Source organism: Alkalihalobacterium elongatum, from assembly GCF_019024285.1.
Classification (GTDB): Bacteria; Bacillota; Bacilli; order Bacillales; family Bacillaceae_F; genus Alkalihalobacterium; species Alkalihalobacterium elongatum.
Map to the genome: position 1 here is coordinate 122,767 of NZ_WMKZ01000001.1, position 16,130 is coordinate 138,896.

Consider the following 16,130-nt stretch of genomic DNA (forward strand, 5'->3'; position numbering starts at 1 on the left):
TGGCAAAATTTTTACTCTCATTCATCTTATCATATCTATGTTTTCAATTGTCTAAAACCCAGCTTACTAATCTAATCTATCTAATTATATATTACAATATTTCCCTATTCTTCCTGCCAATCTTGTATAATAGCAAGATGGCTAACGATTACATTACGTTATTACATAAATATCTATTTTTTAAAGAAAAACATTATTTTGTTGAAACTTCCTCCCTCACTTATGTATCTAACAAATAGAGCCTCACGAAAGGAGCACGATTCGTGGATCAAATTAAGATCGTCAAAAAAGCAAAAAAAGGCGATGTTGACTCATTCGAGCAACTTATCCTTATTCATAAATTAACAATGTATCGTGTTGCAAAAACGATACTTTCACGAGATGAAGATTGCGCAGATGCGATGCAAGAAGCAATATTAAAAGCTTTCCAAAGCATCCATACTTTGCGTGAACCTGCTTTCTTTAAATCATGGTTGATCCGCATTTTAATGAATGAATGTCATCAACTGCACAGACAAAGAAGAAACCTTACTTCCTATGACCGTTTGGTTGAGCCCTTTTCCGATGATAAAGGTTACGAAAAGATTGAAATTCAGGAAATACTCGACACTCTTCCAAGTGAGCAGAGACAACTTTTAAAGCTGTTTCATATTGAAGATCTTTCGATTCAAGAAATTTCACAAATCTATGAAACACCAGAAAATACGATCAAAACAAAATTACGAAGAGCGAGGGAAAAAATCCGTCAACACCTATTAAAACATGAGGAGGGTTTAACATGGAAAAATGGGAACAACAACTAAAAAACGACGTTAATACCTCCCTGCCAACCGAATTGGAACAAAGAATTTCAAAAACCCTGCAACAACTACCGCGAAAAAAACGACGTTCGAAATTCATTTACGGTTTATCTGCAGCGGCTCTAGCCTTGATTGTGACAACGAGCTTACCATTTATATCCCCAACGATTGCCGAGACCATGAAAAATCTCCCTGTAGTTGGCTCTGCCTTCGAATTTGTCGGTAATATTGGCATGAAAAAAGGCGCCGACGATGGATTAGCCACTTCTCTAGGAGAGCAAATAGAATTTGATGGTCATCTTGTTACATTTACAGAAACACTTTATGATGGCGGAGAAATTCACCTCGGCTATATCATCGAAATGATTGATCCCACACAACCACCTAATTTTTTAGGTAATTTTTTTGAGTTATTTATTAATGGAAAACCAGCTGGAAGCTACGGTATGGGGGGAAATGAGGAAGAAGTAAAAGAAGGAATGTATATTGGAGCTATTAGTATTCGACTTAGAGAAGATGTCCCAGACTCCTTTTTACTTGGATTACGTCCGAATGAAAGCCGTTCATGGTTTGTACAACTACCTGTAGAGAAGCAGGGAGATCAAAAATCATTTCTTGTCAATCAAAAAAGAGAAACGAACGAATTAGCAATTGTATATGATAAAGTTACATTTTTCCCTACTTCTACAGAATTGACTTTGCGGTTAATTATGGACGAAGAGGCATTCTTCAATGATCACTTTATGTTGCTAGATTATCTTGTAACAGATGATCAAGGTCGTGTACTGCAACCATTTAGTGGCGGTGGAGGCGGCAATGGACCAGAAAATGGTAAAGTCACTCATACATTTGAACAGTATTTTGAACCACTTGATACTGTACCAAGCTCGATTACTATTCGTCCATACCTTGGTGACTTTAAAGATACAGCACCTAACATAATTAGAAAAAAATGGATAAACGATGAACTTACACTTTCCCAAGGGGAAATGGGTGAAATCACTTTCTTAGATGTAATAAAAAGCGATGATGTCTTTACACTATCTTACGAGGTGAGCGGAATTGATGCCTATCGTCAAGCCAATGCCTTCTGGCTAGAAGATGGGGACGGAAATCGTTACCATAGTCTAAAGCCCGCACTTCGAGTAGACGGGACGAACCATCAATATCAATCTTCCTTTGAAACGACGTTACCTATAGAGGAGTTATACATTACGACAATTAAAATGAATGCTCCTAACTTCTTGGAAGAGTTAGAAATAATAATAGATTTAGACAGATAACTATTTAAAAGAATTAGAGGAGCAGGTGTTAAACCTCCTTCCTCTATTTTTTTATTTCATAACTGGAGTAACATCTGATTCTATAACTTCCTACCTGACAATACGTGAATACTGTGCTTTTGTAATGTAATAGAAAATTCCATATACAATTGCATAAACGACATACATAATTGCTGAAAAGCCTAACACAGTTAGATATGAATTGTTGTCAGTGATCATATGTGTGAAAACAATTGTATCGGCAGCTTTCATTGCAAAGACACTGTGGAGGATTCCGATGAGTAACGGAATAAGGAATACTGGTAGCAAGCGTTTCGTAATGACCTTCTTTTCAACTTGCGCATTCATTCCAATTTTTCGTAAGATTTTGTATTGATGTTTTTCTTCTTCTGCAGCCATAACTTGTTTAAAATATAACAAACTTGCCGTCATTAAAATAAAAACTCCACTCATAAAAAATCCAATAAAACAAACAAGTCCAAACACTTCCATCGTTTCACTGTAATGGTTAAACGCAGTTCGGTAACCTCCTACGTTCCCAGCTAAAACAGAGCTTAAATCTTTATTAAGAGCGCCAGACGTCAAAGCATTTGTAAAATTAAACACATGAGCGATGTTGTCCGTTAAGTGAATATCTCCTGTTTGGCGTAATAGTTGAAAATCTTCATCATGTAAAATGAGGTTATGCAAACCCCCAAACGTTCCCAGTCCCGTAGCAAGTGCTTCTGTAATTTTCAACGTGTGTTCGGAAAAGTGGAGCTCATGCCCTAGGATGGCCTGCTCCATATCACTTAATAAAGAGGGATGAGTATAGGTTACTGTTCCTTGATTTATGTTTAATGGTTGTAGCCTTGTTTTAGACAATGAAATGAGTTGATTAAACTCTGTCTCACTGTATACTCTAAAATAATTATCCTCACTGGTTATATACGTTCTACTGTCATCGAAAACATTCTGCATTTTCGGTGCTGTTTGAAACATTTTAACTGAATAAGCGTCCATAACCCTTGTGTTGTGTTCATTAAAACTCGCGTATACTTGTTCGAGTACCCCTTCTTCTCCTCCATAATAGTACATTTCATATCCGATGATTTCATACGTATTTTCTTCTATATTACTATATAGGGTATATCCTGTAGCAATCGCTGTTGTTGCAACAGCTGAAAGGACCGCGATGGTTGCCATCAATGAAGAAATCGTTGTCATTTGGTGAGAAAAAGACGATGTAGCAATCAAGCGATCGCCTTTGTAATACAAACCTTTATCTCTTTTAAGGAGATTTAAGAGCTTTGGCAGACCACCCCAGAAAAAGAGATACGTACCCACAACAACTAATGTTATGATAAGAAATGCATAAGTGACCACTTTGTTTGCATCGTTTATAGCAGCCAAATAATAACCTATTCCAACGACCAGAAATGAGAAAGTTAACAGGCCATAAGAGCCTTTGGCAACACCTTCTGATTTTTTTTCAGCTTTAAATAAATCAACTAATTCAAACTGATGAATAACACGAAAGCCTGACAAACCCATTATTGAAAAAATGACGAGAAAAACTCCGATCGTTATGAAAATAGACATAGGATCGATAGCAAAAGAAATATGTCCAGTATAGGAAGCTAGCGATAAATCTAGTAACACCATCGCAATCAACTTTGAGAAGAAAATTCCTGTACCGATCCCGATAACCAACGTCACTATACCAACCATCATCGTTTCTATAAACAGCAATTTACCAATTTTTACGTCTGTCATCCCAAACAATGAATAGGTTGAAATCTCTTTTTTTCTCGCTTTAATAAAACTAGTATTTGAGCTAATGAGAAAGAATAATACGAACACCATGATAATGACTCCAAAGCTTAACAGCAGTGCTTGGTACCTGTCACTATACGTAAATGCATTTCTTACAGATTCATTGTAAATAAGTGCAATGAACGTATACGCTGTAAACACACTAAAGCTTAATGAAAAAAAGTACATCAAATATTTCTTTGAATTTAATTTAATATTCCGAAGAGCTAGCAAGTATAGACTCATGTTCGCTCTCCTCCAAGCACACTCATGACGTCAATTATTGTATCAAAAAACTGTTTTTTATTATCACCAGCATATAATTCGTTATATATTTTACCGTCACGGATAAACATAATTTTTTGGCAATAGCTAGCAGCAAATACGTCATGAGTAACCATCAGTATCGTTACCTCGTACTCTTTATTAATATAGGTTAATAGCTTAAGGAGATCCTTACTAGATTTTGAATCTAAATTCCCAGTCGGTTCATCAGCGAGGATCAGCTTGGGCTTAGTTATCAAAGCACGACAAGCAGCTGCCCGTTGTTGTTCACCCCCTGAAACTTCATAAGGGTATTTATTAATCACTTCCGTTATCCCTAGATCTGTAATTAATGGACGCAGTTCTTGTTCGACCTCTTCAACAGAAGCTCCCTGTAAAGCTAGCGGTAAAATAATGTTCTCTTTTAACGTCATCGTTTCTAGTAAATTATAATCTTGAAAAATAAAGCCGATATTTTCAATTCGATGCGCCGCAAGCTCTTTTTTACTTAGCCCCGCAATATCTTTTTCATTCATTATAAAGCGACCAGATGTTGGCTTATCAAGGCTTCCAAGAATATTAAGCAATGTTGTTTTTCCAGAACCAGACGCCCCCATCACACCAATGAATTCACCCTGCTTCACTTCAAAGCTAATATCACGTAAAGCTTGATATTGATTGGCACTGTTGGTTGATCCATAGATCTTACTAATATTTTCAACTTGTATCATGTTCATAACAGACACCCCCGAGATATTATTTATACATTCACTTTATCTCAGATACGGAATAACAAAAATCGAATGACCTTACAGTTTCTCTGTCCATCTTACATTTTTGTCACATCATGAATCGTGTCAGTATCATGAAAGGTTAAATGAAACATGGCATACTCGTTATAAACGGATTCCGCCGTAAACTGATGACCGAGCAGATCGCTTACCTTTTTCGATAAATACAATCCATAGCCTGTGGCCTTTAAACCCGTTCGTTGATCTGATGCTGTATAGCCTTTCTTAAAGACTTGTCCAATGTCTCTTGAATGAATTCCTTTTCCACTGTTTCTTATAGAAATCGTTGTTTCATTTTCCGCCTTAATCGTTGTAATGGAAATCGTCCCTTTATGTGGCGTGTATTTGACGGCATTCGAAATCATTTGCGACAGAATATACCCGCTCCATTTTTCATCTGTTAAAACCGAATGATCTTCCCCTTCGATCGATATATGTATTCGTTTGTAACTAAAAAGATTAGAGTATCCTTTTAATGCACGAACAATCAGCTGTTTTGTATTCACTGGTGCAATCTTGTAGTCATCGTAAAATCGATTGGTTTTCATCTCATAAAACACCCGCTGAACAGACTCTTCAATTGAGAATAACTCATAATATAAACGCTCAAATACATGAGCTGGAATTTGATGTTCTTCTTCTTCAAGGATTAGTTGAACAGCAGCTAGCGGCACCTTCACATCATGTAGCCATTTTGTTATAAATTCTAGCTCTTGGGACGATTGTGTTTGAACTTCAGCTTTATATTTTTCAAAACCTATGACTATTTGTTGGATTTGGTCTGCCAGCAGCCAGTCCGTTGGATAGGAAAAGTCTTCAACTTCTTTTGAGGAAGCGTTTAACTCAGTAAATTGTCTTAAGTTTTTTACGCGGGATCGCAGAACAAAATAATCGATACTAATGTAAATCAAAAAAAGTATCCCGCAGCCTGCAGCCATATAATTGCCATTCGCATTACTTAGTTGCAGACGATGATCGAAATGATACACGGAAGCAGCAAAAGCAGACGCCAAAAAGATAAATAAAAGAGTGATCCAACGTTCTTTTAAGTAGCTTAAAAAACTCATAATAATTGATATCCTTCACCTATAATGGTCTTAATATAGTTAGGGAGATCTATCTTTTCTAATTTTTTTCTTAGACGATTTACATTAACAGTTAACGTGTTATCGTCTACAAAACTTTCATCATCCCATAGTGCTTTCATGAGCCTTGAACGGGAGACTACATTTCCTTGGTGTTGAACAAGTACAGTTAAAATCTTTGATTCATTTCGAGTCAGCTCTACTTCTTTTTCACCACATAGGACTAGATGCCGTTCAAGATGTAAAATTAAATCTTTATATTGTATGACATTTAACGATTGATCACTATAAGAATACGCCCGACGCAGGGTCGCTTGAACTTTTGCTATGAGTAAGTCAATGGAAAAGGGCTTTTCAATATAATCATCCCCTCCTTGGGACATCGCTCGGATCTTATCCGCATCTGAGTCTCTCGATGATAGAAATACAATAGGAACATTCGAGGCCTCTCTTATTTTTGCACACCAGTAAAACCCGTCATAATAAGGTAAATTAATGTCCATCAATACGAGATGGGATTTAAATGAAGTATAAATAGAAAAGACATCAGTGAAGTCTGTTACACGCTCTGGTAAATAACCCCATTTACATAAGTTTTCCTCAATAATAGCAGAGATCGTTTCATCGTCTTCAACAATAAGTATTTTATACATTTCTATTTCTCCTCGAAAATTGTTTTATAAAAGTAGTATCACTCACTAATATTAAATTACATGTAGCGCGGTCATTCGTATCATATTTTACCATAATTAGGATGACTGTGATTAAAAAGAAGGCGTGGATTAATTTGTGTAAAAGATGGAGTTCTTAGCTATTCATCATACTAGTAAAAAACGCCCCTGTCTTGACAACAGGAACGAATATCGTTCAGTAACTACTTATTTCACCAATCACTCAATCTAGCAATAATCCGATGAAGTGAACATGGTTTGGCCAAATGGTTATACTTAGTTTCTTCCTCTCCTACTCATGTAAAATGCTTCGTTGACTTTCGAACGACTATTCGCCTTAAATTCTTCTAATCGCTTCTGTGTGATCTTGTATTTTCTTTCTTGTTTCTTTCGGACTTTTTTTATTAGTTTTTTGATAAACTTCCTCTCCATAACAACCTCTTCCTTTCTTTTTAGATTAAAAGCAGATGTATGTTTAGGATATTCTAGAAGTAAGTTGTACTGTGACGGGTTTATGAGAAAAATTGTGCATATATCTATGGAGATTAGGGAATATTCGTTCTGTTCTAACACAGATATTTGTAAGGGTACTTTATACAGTGCAAGTACATAATAAACTTATTGAAACACTTTTAAACTTATAAGTGACTTTAATCCTTAGTTAAATAACTCATCGCTGCTTAAAAAACCGAAAAACCAAGGAGCTGATCTAAATGCCATTATCAAAAAAAAGGCTTTGCTATTTAGTTTCCGTCTTTCCATTTGTCGGCTTAGTATTCTTTGCCTTTTGGATCAGTGATCCCGACAAAGAAAAAAGAAGAATCGCATTCACCTCACTCCTTATTTCGTTCATGTCATTTATTATCATTTTTATCGTCTTAGGTATCGTTTCTGTTTATACACCAGGTACGGAGCCACAAAATTATTCATATATCCTTTAACAAAACTTATTATTAAAAACCTAATACAACCGTTTCTCTGGTATAACTCCCCTTACTCCACCTCTTGGGTTCTCGATATCTCCTTTGTAGCGTGGGATCAGATGAACATGTACATGGAAGATGGTTTGTCCACTCATTTCACCACAATTAATACCGATGTTATAACCGTCTGGGTGAAATTTCTCATCGAGTAACGATTTTCCTTCTTCTAAAAGTTCATTTATAGCCGCCCTCTCTTCAAGTGTAGTTTCAAAAAAATCACTAACATGTCGTTTCGGGATTATGAGTAAATGCCCCTTATTAACGGGGTACTTATCAAAAATGGCAAAAGCAAACTCATTAGATAAAACAATACTTTCAGGGTGACAAAATGGACATTGCATGGGGGGACCTCCAGTAAGAATATATGGTTATTTTAGTTTTTGTACGTGCGACCAAATCGCTGCTAGTTTACATAATAAAATTATCGTTACTTTTATATGCGATTGTATAGCACTAAAACATCATGGGCATAGTACAAGAAACAAGTCATCAAATAGAAAGGATTTTTATGCGATGAAACACGTCCGTCCCTTATTAATTAAGTTTGTAGTTACCTCGCTATTATTATTTTTCGTATTAACATTAGGTGTAAGTGTTCCAATCGGCTATGTCATAATCATTTCGATCGCCTATACGTTATTTTCTTATTATGCCATTGATTTACTTGCACTACCGAGAATTAATAACATTTTAACATGTGTTATTGATACAACGGTTGCTTTTATTATTATATTTTTAGTCACTTGGACGATATCACCTGTTCCTTTGTTAGGAGCATCAATCATTTCAGCTATTGGAATTGGCGCTGGAGAATGGTTCTTTCATAAATACTTGGGTATGTATATTTTTATCGGAGAACTTGAAGATACAGCAGTGATTCCAACCCATACGAATTTGCAAACCGAAATAGCTGAAGAAGAAGATATTCATAGCCTTAAAGACAAAGATTACGAATAAAAAGTCATGAAGAAGCTAGTGGTTTCTCATTTACTCCACTGGCCTCTTTTTTTATTCACTCCTTCTAAAAAATTGTTGCTTATAGCTATTGGACCAGTTTTTTTACAACTTCCCCCACAATCTTTTACCTTTTATCTCTAGTAATTCTTTCTTACAGATTGTATAATAAACCTTTCGTTTTCGTAAGAGATTCGTGTCATCGAACATTACTTTATGATAATAACCCCAAGCATGGTTTATTATATCAACGGCATGGCTGAATACAGTTCCAAATAGCTGGAGGAAAGAATATGAGGATAAAAATAATGCAAATATTGTCGCTCGTACTACTCTTAATACTGGTTGGGTGTCATACTCAACCTACCTCACTCGTAGAAGAAAGTGAGTACGAAGCTAATATATTCAATATAATTGAAGATAAAGAGCTTTCCATCGAAATGAACGGTTTGGTGAATAAAAACAAAAATCAAGTCATTTTAGAAATAAAAAATCTTGGAACCATTCCTATAGGATTTGGTGAATATTATCAGATTGAGAAACATCAAGGAGAGGCTTGGTACCGAGTTCCTTTTGTAGAAAATATCGCATTTGTTGATATCGGCTATTTGATAGATCCTGGTAAGACTGAAAAAATGATCATCTCTCTGAAAGATTTAAAACATGCTTTAACTGAAGGGGAATATCGAATTATTAAAGAGTTTTGGACAGAGGAAGGTATTCCTTATTCACTTGCGTACGAATTTACGATAGGCCAAGAATAACTATGCTTATAATTCACATAATGAAAAGGTGCCCTAGCAAAAAGTTGGGCACCTTTTATATCTAGCGCTATTCATATTTTAAATGGTTACTCTACTTACGATTTCTTCTGCAGTATCTTGACCGTTCTTAATACAAGCACCTATACCGACTCCGTAATATGAACATCCAGCTAAAATCACATTTGGATATAAATCGGACATATTTTCAGTTAAGGAATTTACAGCTTGACTATGGTTTAAATGATAATTTGGCATTAAATCATCCCAATTTGTCACTTGAACGGTTTTCGGTTTTCCATGAAGTCCTAGACTTTTATGAATATCCTGTAAAGCAGCTTCCACTAGTTCCTCTTCATCCATCTTTTTTAATGAAGAATACACTTCACTTGAACTTTTATAAAAAAGACGAACTAATAAATTATGATTAGCTGATGTATGCTCCCATTTACGGCTCGTCCATGTACAGGCATTGCAGTTCAAATTGCTGTTTTCTGAAACGATAAACCCAGTTCCATCAGCAGGTAACTCTTCGTCTGGTATATCAAACCCAAGATAAATACTAATAAGCGATGAATTTTTAAAATCGTTGAAGTCACGATCTAACTGTTCGTTATTTAGCAAATGCTGTGTTACATCGTGTGGTGTGGATAAGACAACATAATCCGCTTCCAATGGGTCATGATTAGAAAAAGTCAATTGATATTTTTCATCTACTTTACGAACTGAAGTCGTTTGAACGCCTTTTAAAATTGTACATTCCTTCAATTTTTCTTCAATTTTGTTTATTATCGTTGAAAGACCTGCATTAAATGAAATAAATTTTTTATCCGATGCCCCTTGGAATTGCTTTTTGTTTTCTTCTAATCCTTTGATAATACTACCGAACTTATTTTTATAATCAAGCAAATAAGGCAGCGTTGAAGCTAGAGTTAGTTCGTAAATATTACCTGAATAAACTCCTGATAAAACAGGGGCAATTTGCTTCTCAACTAACTCTTTTCCTAAAAAGTATTCTAAAAATGAACCAATTGAGCTTTCTTTGGTAAACGTTTCATTTTTTGTTTCTAAATCTTTTAAAGCAGCCTGTTTACCCTCTTCTGATACTAAACTACTGTTATATAGCGATTCCACACTTGTCGGAATTCCAAAGATTGTATCCGCAGGAATCGGATGTAGTTCGTCATTGGTATAAATGTAAGATATACCCGTTGCATTATAAACGAGTTGCTCCTCAAGTTGTAAATCTTGAACAAGTGGCATAACGCTTTCGTGTCTGGCAACCATGGAATCGGCTCCAGCTTCTATAATGAATTCTTCATCATGAACGGTTTTAATTTTTCCACCTAATTGTTCATCTTTTTCTACAAGAATTAAGTTTATATCTAAATCTTTCTGTTTCTTTAGCTTTTGCAAATAATGCATTGTCGTTAGACCTGTAATTCCTCCACCAATAACTACAACTGTTTTCAGCGTACTCACTCCTAGATCCAAGTTTCAATTATGTATTATAATTATTTCTTTGTTACTTAAAGCAATATTATCCTTTAGTCCTTCATAATTTTAACATAATTTTCATTGGGATCATTGGTGTCCATCAAATTGTCATTTTTCTCATTGAGGTAAAGTTCATGATGGGATGTAATAGAATATTGGATGAATGAGATACAACTTAGATAAGGATGTAGGAATCGAACAAGAATGGACATTTAATTAGTAGGTGAATATCTTATAGGGACCAATGGTTGAGCGTTTTACTAAATAGGAGATTAAAATCTATTGGGGGAGTCTCGCCCGATTGGTGGCAGCGGTGAAGGTTAATTAATCAGTGTAACACCCATTTTCCAGCGAAAATCCAGTTAATCGGAACAGCGCGGATTTTATCATGGCACTACAGTTTTATGGGGAAATGGCAATTATCAACTTCAGCAAGAGTTTTATCGGCGTAACTTCAATTATATTTGGGGTTCCGCCGTACTATTGTTGTGACAGACGTTCGATTTCCGACTCTACTTTAAAGACACGTTTATTTAGTGCCTGTATCTCTGAGTCACGTACATCCATCTTGTGGTTCATTTGCTTTAATAGAGCAACAACATCTTCTGTCTGGTCTTTCTCAATTCGTGCCAAAGTAGTGTCTATTCGATCAAACCTCTTATCCACTTGTTCAAATGTCTTATTTACTTGTTCAAATCTCTTATCTACTTGGTCAAACCTCTTATCCATATGCTCAAACCTGGTTTCTATTTGCTCAAATCTTATATCCATATGCTCAAGTCTGGTATTAGTGGATGTTTTGAACTCTACTAAATACCTCAATATTTCGTCCAGCTTGTTATTTATTTCACTCATCGTGTTCACCTCCTTTTTATTTTTTCTAGTCTTTATTATATCATGACGTATTGCGAAATGGTTTGTTACGTAACTATCTTAACAAAAGATTAAACTTGTCTTTTTATATTTTACTTGGGGCTCTTTTCTCAAAGCGCGTTTGGACACTTATTGGGTATACGTTATTACAGTTACTTATTTTTTCAGCATGATGCAATATGTGAAACTTTACATATTTTTATTTTTTTACAGTGGTATATATTCGCTGATAGCATCCTAAATATCACTATAGACAAAAAAGGTGTGATTATGTTGTACAAATATAATACAAATCTTCAAAGGAATGAGGGATGCGAATGAAGTCACTTGAACAGCTTCAAAGGGAATTATCGATTTCAACTGCAAAAGGTACACCTATGCTGTATGCTGGAATTTTATTTTGGTTTTTTGCAGGGCTTTCCTATTTTTTTATCCCTGAAGATGTTAGGTATTGGGTGTATATTTATGGAGTTGGAATCATCTTTCCATTAGGGATACTCATTTCGAAAATCCTAAAAAGAGATATGTTTGTTCACGACAATCCTCTATCTTCGCTAGCTGGGTTATTAGGTGCAATGCAAATTTTATTTATTCCCGTTGTTCTGATCTTTATTGCGAAAAATCCAGCAATCATCCCTTATGTGTTAGCTGTTTTAACAGGCGCTCACTTTTTACCTTTTTCCTGGGTTTATCAAACAAAATGGTATCTCATTCACTCCTTTGCGGTTATTGGTATTGCCCTCATCTCTTTTTATATTCCGAATGGACTGATGGTGTTTCTTCCGTTCGCATTAGTGATTGAGTATTCCATTATTACTTACCTTTTATCGTTAGAGGTTAAACGGTTTAAGGATGTGCAAGATACAACGCTACGTATCTGATAGGTACTGAAACCCTGTTAGGCATGGAGAGCAGTCCTCCATGCCTAATTTTATGCTTATAAAAATGTATCTGTGTTTAATATAATAAACTTTCTGCAATTCGAATGATTTCTGATTTCTCTACAGGATTATCTTCACCTGCTGTAATCGTGTAAGCAGTTCTAATCCCATTTTCCATTTTTACCGTAATAACGCTTCTTGAACTGTCTTCGATGTAAAAGGCTTCCGTATCACCATTTAACATAATTTTGTCCACGTATGCGTCATTTGAAACAAAATGTTTTAATCCTTTAAAAAACTTAACTTCATAGTGTAACGTATCAGTACCATTCGAAAGCGTTACTTGAAAATCCGACGGTTTATCCATATATTGATCTTCGATTTGACCTGTTTTAAACAATACTTTTTGTTGTGTATGTTCACCCTCATTAATAAAAGATTGTAATGTTGCATCCCAATTATCTGTAAATGTTAGCATGCTAAAGGTTCCTTCAGAAAATGTGTATTGATTTTCATATGTTCTAGGAATATTAATATGTCCAGGAAAGTTATATTTGTTTAGAGTAGCTACGAAATGATCATAATTGTTAAATGTTTTTTGTTTTACAACCTCAATCATCTCTTGATTTGGGTTGAGCATTGGATCATATTGGTGTTGTTGTTTCGGTAGGGAGTAAATGAATTAACTTTGAAAACATTTGCGATTTACGCTTTTTATTTATGCAATGATGATAAGCGATTTTGTATAGCCAAGCAGAAAACGAGCTACCGTATTCATAAGTATGGAGGTTTTGATAGCTTTTAAAAAACACATCTTGCGTTGCATCTTCTGCATCTTGTTTATTTCGTAAAAATCGATAGCAGTAACTAAAGATTTGCTTTTGATATCTTTGAATAATCTCTTCATATAGATTAGTTTCTTTATAATACACGATATTAAAAACAATTTCATCAATTGGAGTCTCCATAATTTACACCTCATTTACTTGCCATGTACATGGTCAAGCAGTTGTTAATCATGATTAAAAAAACTACGTAGCCCCCTTTCTTCGCTTTCAATATGTATAACAATCGAGACATTTAAAAAGGGACATTTTTTCAAATTATCTTCTACTAATTAGACGCCTATTTTAATGAGACGTTTCAATAAACAAACTGGGTCAACATATCATAAAAAAAATTGAGACTTTGTTAGCCATATAAAAAAGTTTATATTTTGGCAACAACTTGGTAGTACAATAGAGTGTGGACGACCGATCTCTAAGAAGGAGTAACGCTTATGACAGAAACAAAGAGAATTCTTGTAATTGAAGACGATGAATCGATTTCAGATATTATTTCTTACTCGCTACGGAAAGAAGGCTTTTTCGTACAGTGTGCGTTTACTGGCAAAGATGCGTATAGCTTGATGGAGAATATGCAACCGAACTTAATCTTGTTGGATGTTATGCTTCCAGACACTAATGGCTTTGATATCTGTAAAAAAACAGTTCAGGACTTCCCTCATATTCCGATTATTATGCTGACGGCTCGGAATGACATTATCGATAAAATCTTAGGTCTAGAGCTTGGTGCAGATGATTATATTACAAAACCATTTGACATACGCGAGCTGCTAACCCGTGTAAAAGTTGCGCTGCGACGGGTTCATAGTCTAACAACTACTGAAACATTTATTAAAATTAATGAGTACATAAAAATTGACTCTTCCTCACGTACCGTCTACAAAGGAAACGAAGAGGTGAAGATTAAACCAAAGGAATATGAACTTCTTCTCCTTTTGGCTGAGCATAAAAACCGTGTCTTTTCACGAGAAGAAATATTGAATTATGTTTGGGATATAAACTATGACGGTGACTTCAGGACCGTTGATGTCCATGTACAAAGACTTCGAAAAAAACTAGATATCGAATCTCTTTCGTCGATCATTGAAACGGTATTTGGGATTGGCTATAAAATGAAAGGGTTGCAATAATGAACAGGAAATGGAATATTCAAAGAAAGTTTTCCGTCGGATTTTTATTAATTTTTTCTATCTCACTTCTACTACTTAATATTTTTATTAGTAATATGCTAAACAAAAACAGTGAAAACATCATCCGAGCGGAAATGGAAAACATGCAACAGTATTCAAGGGAATATATCAAGCAGCATCTATTATTAAAGAATTTATCAGGAGATGTATTTGCGGATTCAGGAAATATACTGGTACAAGAGTTAAGTGAAAATCTCCGGACTAATGTTACTCTTTACGATCAAGAGGGTATTTTTCTATATGAAACGATTGGTGGTAAGGAATATACTATCGTTAATTCAAAACCTAGTAAGCTACTAGAAGAAAGCAGCGATCATGACTTAGCATTGGCACTAGACAATAAAGCCGCTTATACCATCAATAAAATGGGAAACGATTGGATTGTCAACTTCTCCTACCCTTTATATATTAACGGCGAACATTACGGAATTATTCGTTTAACTAAAGATTATTCTACTTTATTTCTTTCCAATCAAAAAGTTCTAACGAGCCTTACCCTCTTTACTCTGGTGCTCTTTATAGTGATCTTTCTGTTTTCATACATACTGTCACGAAAAATCACGAAACCACTCTCGAAAGTAACCGAAGCGTTCTCCGAAGTGGCTCAAGGTCAGTTCAATACAAAGCTACAAATTAACACGGGAGATGAAATCGAAGAGCTAAATGATCGCTTTCATGAGATGAAGGATCAAATTAAAGAACAAATTGCTGTCATTACTGCGGAAAAAGAGAAGGTCGAGAAACTAGAAAAAACGAGACGTGAGTTTTTTAACAATGTAACACACGAATTAAAAACACCTTTAACAACGATATCTGGCTACTCACAGATATTATCAGATGAAGATTTTAACGATCCTACCTTCTTAAAAAAAGCTGCCGAGCGAATCAAAAAAGAAAGTGACCGACTCCATCAAATGGTCGTTGAAGTAATTGAATTATCAAAGCAAACCGTCTATGAAATGAAGATGTTAGATGTCGCTCAAATCACGAAGCAACTATGTGAAGATATGCAAATGAAGGCTACTAAGTACAATATGACAATTACTTGCAAGAGTAAACAGCCTGTTTTCGTTAAAGGTGTAGAAAACCGATTTTTAGAGGTCATTATTAATCTACTAGATAATGCTATTAAATATGGTGAAAATCATTCTACGATTATAGTAAACTCTTTTCAAAAATCAACGGATGCGTTCATTCAAGTATCCAACACTTGTGAAAGTTTTAATTCTTCTATTTTAGATAATGCTTTTGATCCGTTTTACCGTGGTAGTAAGACAACGAAAGAAGAAAAAGGTAGTTCTGGCCTAGGATTATATATCTGTAAGCAAATCATTGAAGAGCATGGTGGAAGCATTTCGATAGAAGAACAAAACGGTGTCATTACATTTACCATCTCCCTCCCACTTTGGCAATAACTTGGCAATATATTCACTAATTTTGGCAATATCCTTTTTGTAC

The 16,130-nt window shown here is 35.1% G+C and carries 18 protein-coding genes; 8 read left to right on the forward strand and 10 right to left on the reverse strand.

Annotation, left to right across the window (positions count from 1 at the left end; all coding sequences use genetic code 11):
- Positions 1–263 precede the first annotated feature (263 nt).
- Positions 264–803, forward strand: a complete 540-nt coding sequence (locus tag GKP30_RS00685; protein ID WP_216827460.1) for an RNA polymerase sigma factor — start codon at positions 264–266, stop codon at positions 801–803.
- Positions 779–2,083, forward strand: coding sequence for a DUF4179 domain-containing protein (locus tag GKP30_RS00690; protein WP_216827461.1), 1,305 nt, complete (start codon positions 779–781; stop codon positions 2,081–2,083). Before GKP30_RS00685 ends, GKP30_RS00690 begins: the two co-directional genes overlap by 25 nt.
- 90 nt (positions 2,084–2,173) lie before the next feature.
- Here the strand turns inward: GKP30_RS00690 and GKP30_RS00695 are convergent, their stop codons facing one another.
- From GKP30_RS00695 to GKP30_RS00715, 5 genes are all read right to left on the reverse strand, one after another.
- Complete coding sequence (locus GKP30_RS00695) at positions 2,174–4,123, reverse strand: FtsX-like permease family protein (RefSeq protein ID WP_216827462.1); 1,950 nt, start codon at positions 4,121–4,123, stop codon at positions 2,174–2,176.
- Positions 4,120–4,878: an ABC transporter ATP-binding protein gene (locus GKP30_RS00700; protein WP_216827463.1), complete on the reverse strand. Its 759-nt coding sequence runs from the start codon at positions 4,876–4,878 to the stop codon at positions 4,120–4,122. The genes GKP30_RS00695 and GKP30_RS00700 overlap by 4 nt, the downstream gene beginning before the upstream one ends.
- A gap of 92 nt (positions 4,879–4,970) precedes the next feature.
- A complete protein-coding gene (locus tag GKP30_RS00705) occupies positions 4,971–5,999 on the reverse strand; it encodes a sensor histidine kinase (RefSeq protein ID WP_216827464.1) in 1,029 nt (342 codons plus the stop codon).
- A complete protein-coding gene (locus GKP30_RS00710) occupies positions 5,996–6,670 on the reverse strand; it encodes a response regulator transcription factor (RefSeq protein ID WP_216827465.1) in 675 nt (224 codons plus the stop codon). The genes GKP30_RS00705 and GKP30_RS00710 overlap by 4 nt, the downstream gene beginning before the upstream one ends.
- 294 nt (positions 6,671–6,964) lie before the next feature.
- Positions 6,965–7,120 carry a hypothetical protein gene (locus tag GKP30_RS00715; RefSeq protein ID WP_216827466.1) on the reverse strand — a complete coding sequence of 52 codons (156 nt, stop codon included), beginning with the start codon at positions 7,118–7,120 and terminating at the stop codon, positions 6,965–6,967.
- Positions 7,121–7,401: 281 nt separating this feature from the next.
- Here GKP30_RS00715 and GKP30_RS00720 point away from each other — a divergent pair, with 281 nt between their 5' ends.
- Complete coding sequence (locus GKP30_RS00720) at positions 7,402–7,629, forward strand: hypothetical protein (protein WP_216827467.1); 228 nt, start codon at positions 7,402–7,404, stop codon at positions 7,627–7,629.
- A 20-nt stretch (positions 7,630–7,649) separates the two neighbouring features.
- Here the strand turns inward: GKP30_RS00720 and GKP30_RS00725 are convergent, their stop codons facing one another.
- Complete coding sequence (locus GKP30_RS00725; protein WP_216827468.1) at positions 7,650–8,012, reverse strand: HIT family protein; 363 nt, start codon at positions 8,010–8,012, stop codon at positions 7,650–7,652.
- Between the two features lie 172 nt (positions 8,013–8,184).
- Between GKP30_RS00725 and GKP30_RS00730 the strand changes: the two genes are divergently transcribed.
- Together GKP30_RS00730 and GKP30_RS00735 are read left to right on the forward strand one after the other, a co-directional pair.
- Positions 8,185–8,628, forward strand: coding sequence for a DUF2512 family protein (locus GKP30_RS00730; RefSeq protein ID WP_216827469.1), 444 nt, complete (start codon positions 8,185–8,187; stop codon positions 8,626–8,628).
- A gap of 290 nt (positions 8,629–8,918) precedes the next feature.
- Entirely contained in the window at positions 8,919–9,389 is a 471-nt protein-coding gene (locus tag GKP30_RS00735; protein ID WP_216827470.1) for an immunoglobulin-like domain-containing protein, read from the forward strand.
- A 78-nt stretch (positions 9,390–9,467) separates the two neighbouring features.
- On the opposite strand, the gene GKP30_RS00740 is transcribed toward GKP30_RS00735, so the two are convergent.
- A complete protein-coding gene (locus GKP30_RS00740) occupies positions 9,468–10,859 on the reverse strand; it encodes a protoporphyrinogen oxidase (RefSeq protein ID WP_216828062.1) in 1,392 nt (463 codons plus the stop codon).
- 504 nt (positions 10,860–11,363) lie between these two features.
- Positions 11,364–11,738: a hypothetical protein gene (locus tag GKP30_RS00745; RefSeq protein WP_216827471.1), complete on the reverse strand. Its 375-nt coding sequence runs from the start codon at positions 11,736–11,738 to the stop codon at positions 11,364–11,366.
- A 335-nt stretch (positions 11,739–12,073) separates the two neighbouring features.
- Here GKP30_RS00745 and GKP30_RS00750 point away from each other — a divergent pair, with 335 nt between their 5' ends.
- Positions 12,074–12,637, forward strand: coding sequence for a DUF7010 family protein (locus tag GKP30_RS00750; RefSeq protein ID WP_216827472.1), 564 nt, complete (start codon positions 12,074–12,076; stop codon positions 12,635–12,637).
- A 76-nt stretch (positions 12,638–12,713) separates the two neighbouring features.
- On the opposite strand, the gene GKP30_RS00755 is transcribed toward GKP30_RS00750, so the two are convergent.
- Both GKP30_RS00755 and GKP30_RS00760 read right to left on the reverse strand, forming a co-directional pair.
- Positions 12,714–13,277 (reverse strand): hypothetical protein, encoded by a 564-nt coding sequence (locus GKP30_RS00755; RefSeq protein WP_216827473.1) that lies wholly within the window; start codon positions 13,275–13,277, stop codon positions 12,714–12,716.
- A gap of 4 nt (positions 13,278–13,281) precedes the next feature.
- Complete coding sequence (locus GKP30_RS00760) at positions 13,282–13,605, reverse strand: RNA polymerase sigma factor (protein ID WP_216827474.1); 324 nt, start codon at positions 13,603–13,605, stop codon at positions 13,282–13,284.
- A gap of 311 nt (positions 13,606–13,916) precedes the next feature.
- Here GKP30_RS00760 and GKP30_RS00765 point away from each other — a divergent pair, with 311 nt between their 5' ends.
- Positions 13,917–14,612: a response regulator transcription factor gene (locus tag GKP30_RS00765; RefSeq protein ID WP_216827475.1), complete on the forward strand. Its 696-nt coding sequence runs from the start codon at positions 13,917–13,919 to the stop codon at positions 14,610–14,612.
- The gene (locus GKP30_RS00770) at positions 14,612–16,087 is read left to right on the forward strand and encodes a HAMP domain-containing sensor histidine kinase (protein WP_216827476.1); all 1,476 of its coding nucleotides are present in this window, start codon (positions 14,612–14,614) and stop codon (positions 16,085–16,087) included. Before GKP30_RS00765 ends, GKP30_RS00770 begins: the two co-directional genes overlap by 1 nt.
- Positions 16,088–16,130: the final 43 nt, after the last annotated feature.